The 12453-nt window shown below is 74.8% G+C and carries 6 protein-coding genes; 4 read left to right on the top strand and 2 right to left on the bottom strand.

What is annotated here, in order from left to right; genetic code table 11:
- The first annotated feature begins 54 nt into the window (after nucleotides 1-54).
- The 4 genes from O7629_RS02245 to O7629_RS02260 all read left to right on the top strand — a co-directional run bounded on the left by O7629_RS02245 (nucleotide 55) and on the right by O7629_RS02260 (nucleotide 8798).
- Entirely contained in the window at nucleotides 55-3504 is a 3450-nt protein-coding gene (locus tag O7629_RS02245) for an ATP-dependent DNA helicase (RefSeq protein ID WP_278167183.1), read from the top strand.
- Nucleotides 3501-6851 (top strand): UvrD-helicase domain-containing protein, encoded by a 3351-nt coding sequence (locus tag O7629_RS02250; RefSeq protein WP_278167184.1) that lies wholly within the window; start codon nucleotides 3501-3503, stop codon nucleotides 6849-6851. Before O7629_RS02245 ends, O7629_RS02250 begins: the two co-directional genes overlap by 4 nt.
- Nucleotides 6852-7093: 242 nt before the next feature.
- Complete coding sequence (locus tag O7629_RS02255) at nucleotides 7094-7297, top strand: cold-shock protein (RefSeq protein ID WP_123605346.1); 204 nt, start codon at nucleotides 7094-7096, stop codon at nucleotides 7295-7297.
- Nucleotides 7298-7460: 163 nt separating this feature from the next.
- A complete protein-coding gene (locus O7629_RS02260) occupies nucleotides 7461-8798 on the top strand; it encodes a DEAD/DEAH box helicase (protein WP_278167185.1) in 1338 nt (445 codons plus the stop codon).
- Nucleotides 8799-8880: 82 nt separating this feature from the next.
- Here the strand turns inward: O7629_RS02260 and O7629_RS02265 are convergent, their stop codons facing one another.
- Entirely contained in the window at nucleotides 8881-10281 is a 1401-nt protein-coding gene (locus O7629_RS02265; protein ID WP_278167186.1) for a glucose-6-phosphate dehydrogenase, read from the bottom strand.
- Complete coding sequence (locus O7629_RS02270) at nucleotides 10278-12200, bottom strand: glycoside hydrolase family 15 protein (RefSeq protein ID WP_278167187.1); 1923 nt, start codon at nucleotides 12198-12200, stop codon at nucleotides 10278-10280. The genes O7629_RS02265 and O7629_RS02270 overlap by 4 nt, the downstream gene beginning before the upstream one ends.
- Nucleotides 12201-12453: the final 253 nt, after the last annotated feature.

The following is a 12453-nucleotide window of genomic DNA, read 5'->3' on the forward strand; positions in this document are numbered from 1 at the left end:
CTCCCGGCGTGCCGGCCACCCGGCTGCCGACAGCTGTCCCATCGTCGTGGTGAGATGAGCGGCGTGCAGGCGTACCGGCTGGTCCGCCGGCCGGCGCAGGCCGAGCCGGCGCGCTTCGACGACCCCGCGCAGCAGGCGGTGGTCGCGCACACCGACGGGCCGCTGCTGGTCGTCGGCGGTCCGGGGACCGGCAAGACCAGCACCCTGGTCGACGCGGTCGCCGCCCGGGTCGCCGAGGGGACCGACCCGGAGCGGATCCTGGTGCTCACCTTCAACCGGCGGGCCGCCGTGGCACTGCGCCGGCGGATCGAGGCGGCGATCGCCGCCGGCTCCCGGCGGGTGCTGCACGAACCCCTGGTACGCACGTTTCCCGGCTACGCGTTCGGCCTGTTGCGCCGGGCCGCCGCCGAACGGGGCGAGCCGTCGCCGCGGCTGCTCACCGGCCCCGAGCAGGATCTGATCATCCGCGAGCTGTTGGACGTGGCCGGCCCACAGCCGGGGGCCGTCGGCCCGGACGGCCCGGCCGCCAACACCGGCTCCACCGGACCGGCCGGCGATCAGACCGGTGACCAGATCGGCGACCCGGTCGGCTGGCCGCCGGAGCTGCGCGCCGCCCTACCCACCAGGGCGTTCGCCACCCAGCTGCGAGACCTGCTGCAGCGGGCCACCGAACGCGGTGTCGGGCCGGTCGAGCTGGCCCGGCTCGGTGAACGGCTGGGCCGGGCCGACTGGCCGGCGGCGGCCCGCTTCCTGCGCCAGTACGTCGCGGTCCTCGCGCTGCGCGACGTCAGCAACCGGGGCTCGATCGGCTACGACCACGCCGAGCTGGTCCGGGCCGCCACCGGGTTGCTCACCGACGATCCGCCGCTGCTGGAGGCCGAACGAGGCCGGCTGTCCTACGTCTACGTCGACGAGCTGGCCGACACGGACCCGGCGCAGGTCGAGCTGCTCGGTCTGATCGCCGGTGGCGGGCGGCCGCTGGTCGCGTTCGCCGACCCGGACTCCTCGACGTACGCGTTCCGGGGTGCCGATCCGGGCATCGTGCCGGCGTTCGGGCACCGGTTCCGGACCGCCTCGGGCGCTCCCGCCCGGCAGATCCTGCTGCCGGTCTGCTACCGCACCGACCCGGAGCTGCTGGCGGCCACCGCCCGGGTGGCCCGGCGGCTGCGCGGCCCGGCCGGCCACCGCGACCTGCGCCCCGCCCCGGACACCGGCGCGACGGCCGACAGCGGCGACGCCGTGGCGGTACGGGTGTTCCGCTCGTCGACCAGCGAGGCCGGCTACCTGGCGCATGCGCTGCGGGTGGCGCATCTGATCGACGGGGTGCCGTGGTCCCGGATGGCGGTGATCGTGCGCTCGACCACGCTGCAGCTGCCGCCGCTGCAGCGGGCGCTGCACGTCACCGGCGTGCCGACCGTGGTGCACGCCGAGGACCTGCCGCTGCACCGGCAGCCGGCGGTGGCGCCCCTGCTGTTGCTGCTGCGCTGCGCGTTGGAGCCGGACCGACTGGACGAGGAGGCGGCGGTCGCCCTGCTGCACTCCCCGCTGGGCGGGGCGGACCCGCTGGCCGAGCGGCGGCTGCGGCAAGGGCTGCGGGCCCTGGCGCTGGCCGCCGGTGACCGCCGTCCCTCCGGTGAGTTGCTGGTCGACGCGTTGCGGGATCCGGCGGAGCTGGCCGCGATCGAACGCCGCTGGGCGGCACCGGCGCAGGCGGTCGCGGCGCTGCTGGCCACCGCCCGGGACACTGCGGCCCGGCCGGGTGCGACCGCCGAGGATGTGCTCTGGGCGGTGTGGCAGACCAGCGGGCTGGCCGACCGGTGGTTCGGCGCGATTCTGCGCGGCCGGACCCCGGCCGGGCCGGCCGGCACCGTACCGGTCGGTGGGGTGACCGACGCCGGGGCGCGGTGGCGGGCGGCTGCGGCGGACCGGGACCTCGACGCGGTGATGGCGCTGTTCGACGCGGCTGCCCGGTTCGTCGACCGGCTGCCGGGTGCCCGCACCGAGGTCTTCCTCGACCATGTGCTCGGCCAGCAGCTGCCGGCCGACACACTGGCGCCGAGCGGCGATCGCGGCGAGGCGGTCCGGCTACTCACCGCGCATGCCGCGAAAGGCCTGGAATGGGACGTGGTGGCGGTCGCCGGGGTGCAGGAGGGCGTCTGGCCGGACCTGCGGCTGCGCGGCAGCCTGCTCGGTTCGGAACGGCTGGTCGACGTGCTGACCGGCCGGGTCGACGGTGCCGGGCTCACCGCGTCGCTGGTCGCGCAGACGTCGGCGCTGCTCGACGAGGAGCGGCGGCTGTTCTACGTGGCGGTGACCCGGGCCCGCCGGCGGCTGCTGGTCACCGCGGTCGCCTCCGCCGGGGTCGGCGGGCTGGACCACGAGGAACAGCCGAGCCGGTTCCTGCACGAGCTGGGCGTGTCGACGGTGGACGCCGACGGCGAGGAGCTGCCGACCCTGCCGGTCGGCCGGCCGCCCCGGTCGCTCACCCTGCCGGCGCTGGTCGCCGAGCTGCGTACCGTGGTAGCCGACCAGACGGCGCAGCCGCAGCGCCGGCAGGAGGCGGCCGCGGTGCTCGGCCGGCTGGCGGTCGCCGGGGTGCCCGGTGCCCACCCGGATGACTGGTGGGGGCTGCGGCCGCTCTCCGACGACCGGCCGCTGGTCGACGAGGGCGAACCGGTCCGGGTCACCCCGTCGACCATGGAGAGCGCGCTGCGGTGCAGCCTGCGCTGGCTGTTGGAGCGGCACGGCGGCCGGGGCGAGCCGAGCGCGGCGGCCGGCGTCGGCAACCTGGTGCACGCGGCGGCGATGCTCGCCGAGGACGCCAGCGTCGACCGGGCGAAACTGCTGGAGTACGTCGCCGCCCGGTTCGACGCCATCGACCTGGCCGCCCGCTGGATGGCCGGCCCGGAGCTGGCCCGCGCCGAAGGCATGGTCGACAAGCTGCTGCGCTGGCTGGCCAGCAACCCGCGTCGGCTGCTCGCCATCGAGCACGAGTTCACCGTACGGCTGGACGACCCGCGGCAGCCGGTGGAGCTGACCGGCCGGGTGGACCGGTTGGAGATCGACGCCGACGGCCGGCTGGTGGTGATCGACCTCAAGACCGGCAAGTCGACCTCGGTCACCGCCGCCGAGCTGGCCGAGCATCCGCAGCTCGGCGCCTACCAGGCGGCGGTCGAGGCGGGGGCGTTCGCCGAGTACGGCGACGACGCCGGTGGCGCGGCGCTGGTCCAGCTCGGTACCCCGGTGAAGGAGGCGAAGGAGCAGCAGCAGGAGCCGCTGGCCGACACCGACGACGCCGGTTGGGCGAGCGCGATGGTCCGCCGTACCGCCCAGACGATGGCCGCGTCGACGTTCTCCGCGGTGGCCAACTCCAGCTGCCGGGTCTGCCCGGTGAAGACCAGCTGCCCGGTCTCCGGCAAGGGCCGGCAGGTCGTCGAGCCGCCGGCCGGCGGGCCAACCTCGGGCGGGCCGCCGGCCGCCGAGCCACCCGGGGAGCACGGATGACCCAGCAGTCGCTGTTCGCCGCCGCGCCGCCGCCGCGCCGCCGCCCCGACGCCGGGCCCCGCTACACCCCGCAGGAGCTGTCCCGGCTGCTGAAACTGCCGCCACCGACCCCGGAGCAGGCGGCGATCATCGCCGCCCCGGTGGAGCCGCTGCTGGTGGTCGCCGGGGCCGGGTCCGGCAAGACCGAGACGATGGCCGCCCGGGTGGTCTGGCTGGTCGCCAACGACCAGGTACGCCCGGAGCAGGTGCTCGGCCTCACCTTCACCCGTAAGGCCGCCGGTGAGCTGGCCCACCGGATCCGGACCCGGCTCGGGCAGCTGGTCCGCCAGCTCGGCCGGCAGGGTCGCCGGGCGGAGGAGGATCCGCTGGCCGGCGAGCCGATGGTGGCCACCTACCACTCGTACGCCGCCCGGGTGGTCACCGAACACGGGCTGCGGGCCGGGTACGAGCCGTCGGCCCGGCTGCTCACCGAGGCGTCCCGCTGGCAGATCGTCGACTTCCTGGTCCGCAACTACGACGGCGACATGTCCGAGGTGGACCGGGCGCCGGGCACGGTCACCGACGCGGTGCTGGCGCTCGCCGGGGAGCTGGCCGAGCACCTGGTCACCCCGGACCAGCTGGCCGGCTGGACCGGCCGGTTCTTCGCCGAGGTGCAGTCCCGGCCCGGCCGGGTGTACGCCGACGTGCGGCGGGCGCTGACCATCCAGCAGATCCGGCTGCGCCTGCTGCCGCTGGTCCGGGCGTACCAGCAGCGCAAGGCCGATTTCGAGGCGATGGACTTCGCCGACCAGATGTCCCGGGCGGCGCAGGTGGCCCGGGACCATCCGGCGGTGGGCGAGTTGGAGCGGGACCGCTACCGGGTGGTGCTGCTCGACGAGTACCAGGACACCAGCCACGCCCAGGTGGTGATGCTGCGGTCGCTGTTCGGCGGCGGGCATCCGGTGGTCGCGGTCGGTGACCCGTGCCAGTCGATCTACGGCTGGCGCGGGGCGAGCGCCGGCACCCTGGACCGGTTCCCCGGCGAGTTCGCCCGCGCCGACGGCACCCCGGCCCGGTCGCTGACGCTGACCACCAGTTGGCGTAACCGGCCGGAGATCCTCAGCGTCGCCAACCAGCTGTCCGGCCCGCTGCGGACCGCCGGGGCCCGGGTGGCGGCGCTGGCCGCCGCCGCGAAGGTCGCCCCGCCGATCCCGGGCCGTACCGCCCGGGGCGCGCCGGCCGCGACGGTGCACTGCGCGCTGCTGGACACGGTGCTCGACGAGGCCGAGTGGATCGCCGACGGCATGTTGGCGGCCTGGCGGGGGGCGGCCGGCGTCGAGCCGGGTCGCGGCGACGAGATCCCGGTCGACGCCCGGCCGACCAGCGCGGTGCTGGTCCGGGTGCGCAGCCAGATCCCGGCGGTCGAGGCGGCGCTGCGGGCCCGCGGCCTGCCGGTCGAGGTGGTCGGTCTCGGCGGCCTGCTGGACACCCCGGAGGTCCGCGACGTCGTCAGTACGCTGCGCGTGCTGGCCGATCCGACCGACGGCGCGGCGCTGCTGCGGCTGCTGACCGGGGCCCGGTGGCGGATCGGTCCCCGGGACCTGGTGGCGCTGCACCGGCGGGCCCGGGCGATCGCCGACGCCCGGCGGGAGCTGCCCCGGGCCGGGGCGGCCGAGCCGGAGATCGTCGTCGACCGGCTCGACGAGGCCAGCCTGGTCGAGGCGTTGGCCGATCCGGGGCCGGCCCAGCTGTACTCGGCGGAGGGCTACGCCCGGCTGCGCGGGTACGGCCGGGAGCTGGCCCTGCTGCGGCAACGCCTGGACCAGTCGTTGCCGGACCTGATCGCCGACGTCGAGCGGACCACCGGCCTGGACGTGGAGGTGGCGGTGCGGGCCGGCGGGGCCGGCGGCGGTGACGCCGGGCTGGCCCGCGGGCACCTGGACGCGCTCGGCGACGTCGCGGCCCGGTTCGCCGGTGAGTCGGACACCGCGACCCTGTCGGCGTTCCTGGCGTTCCTGGACGCCGCCGAGGACGAGGAACGCGGGCTGAGCCCCGGCGAGATCGACGTGGTGTCCGGCGCGGTGCAGATCCTCACCGCGCACGCCGCCAAGGGCCTGGAGTGGGACGTGGTGGCGGTGGCCGGGCTGACCCGCGACGTCTGGCCGGGCGCGGTGCGTGGCTCGGACCATTACCTGTACGGCCTCGGGGTGCTGCCGTTCCCGTTGCGCGGCGACGCGGACGGCCTGCCGGCGCTGGACCTCGACGACGCCGAGGACCAGAAGGCGGTCGAGCGGGAGCTGACCGAGTTCGGTAAGCGGTGGCGCGAGCACGACGAGCGGGAGGAGCGGCGGCTGGCGTACGTGGCGGTCACCCGGCCGCGCCGGCTGCTGCTCTGCTCCGGCTACTGGTGGGGCGCCGGGGTGAAACGGCACCGCGGACCGTCGGTGTTCCTCAAGGAGATCCACGACGACTGCCTGGCCGGCGCGGGGGTGGTGGACCACTGGGCGCCGGAGCCGCTGCCGGGTGCGGCGAACCCCATCGACGAGGTGACGGTACGGGCCGAGTGGCCGGCCGACCCGCTGGGCGCGCAGCGGCCCCGGATGGCGGAGGCGGCGAACCTGGTCCGCCAGGCGATGGACCGGCCGGTCGACCCGCCGGACGATCAGCCCTCGGCGGGGTGGTGGGCGGAGGCCCGGATCCTGCTCGCCGAGCGGGACCGGCTGGCCCACGGGGTCGGGCCGGTGGACGTGCCGTTGCCGGACCAGTTGTCGGTGTCGCAGCTGGTGGCCCTGCGCCGGGACCGGTTCGGGCTGGCCCGCACGCTGCGCCGGCCGCTGCCCGGTCGACCGGACCCGTACGCCCGCCGGGGGACGGCGTTCCACACCTGGCTGGAGCAGCGCTTCGGCGCGGACCGGCTGTTGGATGTCGACGAGTTGCCCGGTGCCGCCGACGCCGACGCCGCACCCGATGACGCCCTGTTGGAGCTGCAGGAGCGGTTCCTGGCCAGCGAGTGGGCCGGCCGGGTGCCGGTCGAGGTGGAGGTGCCGTTCGCCACGGTGATCTCCGGGGTGGTGGTCCGTGGCCGGATGGACGCGGTGTTCGCCGGCCCGGGTGGCCGCTACGACGTGGTCGACTGGAAGACCGGCCGGCAACCGACCGGGGTGGCCGAGGCCGCGGCGGCGGTGCAGCTCGCCGCGTACCGGCTGGCCTGGGCGGACCTGGCCGGGGTGCCGGTGGAGCAGGTCCGGGCGGCGTTCCACTACGTGCGCGACGGCGTCACCGTGCGCCCGGCGGACCTGCTGGACCGGGCCGGGCTGGCGAAGCTGATCAGCGATCTGCCGTTGCTGGGTGACGCGCCGGATTCGTGATAGCCTGACGCTGTTGCAGTATTGGTTCCCCGTGCCGCCCCCGGTGCTACCCGCCGGCCGGCCGGTCACAGTGACAGTGCGAGCGCCTGTGGGGTCTCGGCCCAGGCGCTCTTTGTTGTGTCCGGGCTCTGTTCCGGATGGGGCGATCAGCACCGCGACGCCGGTCCGCGTAGGAAGCGCGGATCTCACATCGGCCCGCAGGCAGTCTCGGGTCCGATCGTTCCATCAAGGAGAAGAGTTACATGGCAGTAGGCACCGTCAAGTGGTTCAACGCGGACAAGGGTTTTGGTTTCATCACCCCGGATGAGGGCGGTGCCGACGTGTTCGCCCACTTCTCCGCCATCCAGTCCTCCGGCTACCGGAGCCTGGACGAGAACCAGCGGGTCGAGTTCGAGATCACCCAGGGCCAGAAGGGCCCGCAGGCGGCCAACATCCGCCCGCTCTGAGCTGTTCGGTACGAACGGTCCGGCTCCCGCCGCTCGGCGGCGGGAGCCGGACCGCAGCAAGTCCCACCCTGGTTCGTGCTTGTGACCCGCTGCTGGCGACCTTCGTCGCCCGGCGCCTTCCTCGCTACGTGCCACCTAGCTAGCGGAAGGCCGATCCGGTCAGATGAGCACCACCACGATTCTTCACGCCCAGACGCCCTCGTTCGCCGACCTCGGTGTGCCGGCGAGCCTGCTCGCCGCGTTGACCGCGAACGGCATCAACGAGCCGTTCCCCATCCAGGCGGCGACGCTGCCCGACTCGTTGGCCGGCCGCGACGTCCTCGGCCGCGGCCGCACCGGCTCCGGCAAGACCCTCGCCTTCGGGCTGCCGCTGGTGGCCCGTACCGCCGGGCGACGCGCCCGCCCCGGCCGGCCACTGGCCCTGGTCCTGGTCCCCACCCGTGAGCTGGCCCAGCAGGTGACAGCCGCGGTGGAACCGTATGCCCGGGCGGTGCGGCTGCGCTGCGTCACCGTCGTCGGCGGCCTGTCGATCCAACGCCAGGCCGACGCGCTGCGCTCCGGCGCGGAAATCGTCGTCGCCACCCCGGGCCGGCTCAACGACCTGGTCAACCGGGGCGCGTGCCAGCTCGACGACGTCACCGTGGCGGTGCTCGACGAGGCCGACCAGATGGCCGACATGGGCTTCCTGCCGCAGGTCACCATGATCCTGCGCAAGGTCGCGCCGGGCGGGCAGCGGATGCTCTTCTCGGCCACCCTGGACCGTGGGGTGGACCGGCTGGTCCGCGAGTTCCTCACCGACCCGGTGTCACACCAGGTCGACCCGTCCACCGCCACCGTCGGCGCGATGAGCCACCACCTGTTGCACGTCAGCGCCGCCGACAAGCCGGCGACCACGGCGGCCATCGCCGCCCGGGACGGCCGGGTGATCATGTTCATCGGCACCAAGCACCGTGCCGACCGGCTGGCCCGCCAGCTGCTCGCCAGCGGGGTACGGGCGGCCGCCCTGCACGGCGGCAAGTCCCAGGGGCAGCGCAACCGCATCCTGGAGCAGTTCAAGACCGGTCAGGTCACCGCGCTGGTCGCCACCGACGTCGCGGCCCGCGGCATCCACATCGACGACCTCGACCTGGTGCTCAACGTCGACCCGCCGGCGGACCACAAGGACTACCTGCACCGGGGCGGGCGTACCGCCAGGGCCGGTGCCGCCGGCGTGGTGGCCACCCTGGTCCTGCCCGAGCAGCGGCGGGACATGGACCGCCTGATGGCCGCCGCGAAGATCCGTCCACAGCGCAGCTCGGTCGGCCCGGCGGACACGGAGCTGGCCCGGGTCACCGGCGCCCGCACCCCGTCCGGGGTGCCGGTCACGCTGCCCACGCCGACCCGGGCCGCGGCGGCGAAGAACACTCCGGCCGGCACCGCCGGCGGCACCGGTACCGGTCGGCGCCCCGGGCGCCGTCCGGGCGGCCGGCGTCGCCCGGCCCGCCGTCCGGCGGCCCGTTGACCGGCAGACCCGGATCAGGCCCGGACCGGGCCGGACCCCGATGCGGTCCGGCCCGACCGGGACCCGGAGACGGTCCGGCCGGTCAGAGCCGTGGGCCGGTGCTGCCGGCCGGATAGTCACGTAGCGGTGTCCGACCCTGCGCCCAGCCGGCGAGCACCGGTTCGATGATCCGCCAGCTCTCCTCGGCCTCCTGCGCCTGGGCGCTGAGCCGGGTGTCACCTTCGATGATGGCCAGCAGCAGCTGCCCGTACGGGCTCGGTGCCTGCCGGGCCAGTTCGGTGACCATCTCGACCGGCTCCAGTTCGAACGGGTCGCCGATGCCGTTGACGTTGAGCCGCAGCGACATCCGGTCCGGGTCGAGTTGCAGCCGCAGCTCGTTGCACGGGCTGTTCCGGCCGGTGAAGATCGCGTGTGGCACGTCGGCGAACCGGATCACGATCTCGCGCCGGTCGGCGGCCAACGCCTTGCCGGTACGCAGCTTGAACGGCACTCCCGACCACCGCCAGTTGTCGATGTGGACGGTCAGTTCGGCGTACGTCTCGGTGTTTCGGGCCGGGTCGACCCCGGCGCCGTCGACGTAGCTGGCCACCTTCTGCTCGCCGCGCCGGCCCTGGACCACCCCGGCGGTGTACCGACCGCGTACCGTGCAGGCGGCCACGTCGGCGGCCCGGATCGGGCGGACCGCCCGCAGCACGTCCAGTTTGCGCACCGCCAGGTCGGCCGGGTCGACGGTCAGCGGCGGCTCCATCGCGACCAGGGTCAGCAGCTGCAGCAGATGGTTCTGCACCATGTCGCGCAGCGCGCCGGCGTGGTCGTAGTAGCTGGACCGACCTTCCGCGTCGACCGTCTCGTCGAAGACGATGTCGACCCCGGTGATGTGCGTGTTGCTCCACAGCGGCTCCAGCACCCGGTTGGCGAACCGCAGCCCGAGCAGGTTCAGCACGGTCTGCTTGGCCAGGAAGTGGTCCACCCGGAACACCCGGTCGTCCGGCAGCACCTGGTGCAGCACCGTGTTCAGCCGCCGGGCGCTGGCCAGGTCCTCGCCGAACGGCTTCTCCACCACCAGCCGGATGCCGGCCGGCAGGTCGCAGCGGCCCAGCGCGATCGCGACCGGCTCGAACAACCGGTGCGGCAGGGCCAGGTAGACCACCACGGCGTCGTCGCCGTGACTGGCCCGCTCGCCGTTCCGGGCGATCCCCAGCGCCGTCGCCAGCACCTCCGGGTCGGTCACGTCACCGTGGACGTAGCTGGCCGTCTCGGCGAGTTCGCTGCGGGCCCGGCTCGCCACCTCGGGGGCGTGTTCGCGCAGCGCGGCGCTCACCCGGTGCCGGAAGCCACGGTCGTCGAGCTCGTCGCGGGCCACCCCGATCAGTCGCATCCCGCCGGCCGGCCGGCCGAGCTCGCGCAGCTGGGCCAGGCCGGGCAACAGATAACGGGTGGTGAGGTCGCCGGTGGCGCCGAGCACGATCACGTTCGCTGTCACGTCCGCATCCTTCCGTACCGGGCCAGGTTGACCGCGCTGCTGATCAGCCCGATGTGACTGAACGCCTGCGGGAAGTTTCCCAGGAAGGCGCCGGTCGCGGGGTCGATCTGCTCGGGCAGCAACCCGACGTGGTTCACTCGGCCGCAGAGCTGTTCGAACAGTTCCTGGGCCCGGTCCAGTTGGCCGCTGCCGGCCAGGTTGTCCACCCACCAGAAGGAGCAGAGCAGGAAGGCTCCCTCGCCGCCGCCGACCCCGTCCGGCGACTCGGCCGGCAGGTAGCGGTAGAGCAGGTCGCCGCCGGCGCCGAGGCGTTGCTGGACGGCGTCGACGGTGGCGACCATCCGGGGATCGGCGGGGTCGACCACCCGGCGCAGCGGCAGGGCGAGCAGGCTGGCGTCGACGGTGCCGGGCTGGCCGAGGTGCTCGGTGAAGTGCCCGTTGTCGTCGTCCCACGCCTCGGCCAGCAACGCCGAGCGGATCTCCTCGGCCGCCCGCCGCCACGGCTCGACCTCGTCGCGTCGGCCGGTGGCGGTCGCCAGCCGGGCCATCCGGTCCGCCGCCACCTGGCACATCGCCACCGAGTAGGTGAACGGGCGGCCCTCGTGGCGGATCTCCCAGATGCCGTGGTCCGGGGTACGCCAGTGCTGCAACGCCGAGCGGCCCAGCCGGGTCAGCCGGGACCAGCGCCGGTCGTCGACCGCACCGCCGGCCCGGGCCCACTGCCAGGCGCAGTCGAGGATCTCGCCGTACACGTCGTGCTGGATCTGATCGGCCGCCGCGTTGCCCCAGCGCACCGGCCGGGAACCGCGGTAGCCGGACAGGTCCGGGTCGATCCGTTCGGGGGCCGGCCGGGTGCCGTCCAGGGTGTAGAGCACGTGTGGTCGGCCGTCGCGGGTGCAGGCCTGCAGCACCCAGGACAGGAACGACTCGGCTTCGGCGGCCATCCCGATCCGGCGCAGCGCGTAGACGGTGTACGCGGCGTCGCGTACCCAGGTGAACCGGTAGTCCCAGTTGCGGCGGCCGCCGATCGCCTCCGGCAGCGACGACGTGGGGGCGGCGACCACCGCCCCGCTGTCGTGATCGTCGCAGAGCTTGAGCGTGATGGCGCTGCGGCGGACCAGGTCGGCGTGCCGGCCGGCGTAGTTGATCTGGCGGCTCCAGGTCCGCCAGGCCGCAGCGGTGCGGTCCAGCGCGGCGGCGAGCTGATCGGCGTCGCGGTGCCGGGTCGGACCCTGCGCCCAGCGCAGCACCAGGCCGAGCCGGTCGCCGGCGGTCAACCGGATCCGGCCGGCCAGCCGGTCCAGGCCGGGTACCGGCCGGCTGGCGGTCAGCCGCAGCCGGCCGCCGTCCCCGGCCAGGAACTCGATGCCGATCTCCTCGGCGGTGGGAGTGGTCCGCAGCCCGCCCCGGCCGGTCAGTCCGATCTCCAGGTCGACCGTGCCGTCGATGACGGTGACCAGGCGGCCCAGCTCGCCGCAGGCCGCCCCGAGCTCGGTGCCGAGCGGCCGGTCGCTGACCGGTCCGGCCCCGTCGGGCCGCCCGCCGGTCCCGTCGGCCGGCTCGTCCGCCGGCTCGCTGGACGCGGCGGTGATCAGCAACGCGTCGCGGATCTCCAGGCGTCCGGTGGCGGTGTGCAGTTCGGTACGCAGTACGGCGGTGTCCGGCAGGTACTCCTGCCGGACGGCGCGCAGGCCGGCCGGCCGCAGCGTCCAGGCACCGCCCCGTTCGGCGTCGAGCAGTGCCGCGAACAGCGCCGGGCCGTCGAATCTCGGCAGGCAGAGCCACCGTACGGTGCCGTCCACGCCGACCAGCGCGGCGGTCTGGCCGTCGCCGATCAGGCCGTGGTCGGCGATGGCCGGATAGCCGTCGGTGAGTTCGGGCACTGGCAGCGCTTTGATCTCCGCCAGATGGTCCGTCACTGGTGTCTCCTCCGCATGGTGGGTCCGTCCGGCACCACTCTCCCCGGTGAGCCGTGGTGCCGACAGGCATGTGGGTCCCTCTACCCGGTGCCGGACCGGTTGACGCCTGCGACGGAGCCGGTAGCCGCGCCGTCCGCCGTCCGTTCGTCGTCGCGGCCGGCCGTACGTTCTAGCGGAGCCGCCGGTGTCGACGGACAGTGACGCCCGTACGGATGAGCAGGGTCGTCCGTACGGGCGGCGGCATCCGCGAGAC

Origin of the sequence: Solwaraspora sp. WMMD792, assembly GCF_029626105.1 — a bacterium.
Lineage (GTDB): Bacteria > Actinomycetota > Actinomycetes > Mycobacteriales > Micromonosporaceae > Micromonospora_E.

Bases quoted from the DNA above. Each gene is read 5' to 3' on its own strand.
- O7629_RS02245 (WP_278167183.1), top strand. From the start codon at position 55: ATGAGCGGCGTGCAGGCGTACCGGCTGGTCCGCCGGCCGGCGCAGGCC.
- O7629_RS02250 (WP_278167184.1), top strand. From the start codon at position 3,501: ATGACCCAGCAGTCGCTGTTCGCCGCCGCGCCGCCGCCGCGCCGCCGC.
- O7629_RS02260 (WP_278167185.1), top strand. From the start codon at position 7,461: ATGAGCACCACCACGATTCTTCACGCCCAGACGCCCTCGTTCGCCGAC.
- O7629_RS02255 (WP_123605346.1), top strand. From the start codon at position 7,094: ATGGCAGTAGGCACCGTCAAGTGGTTCAACGCGGACAAGGGTTTTGGT.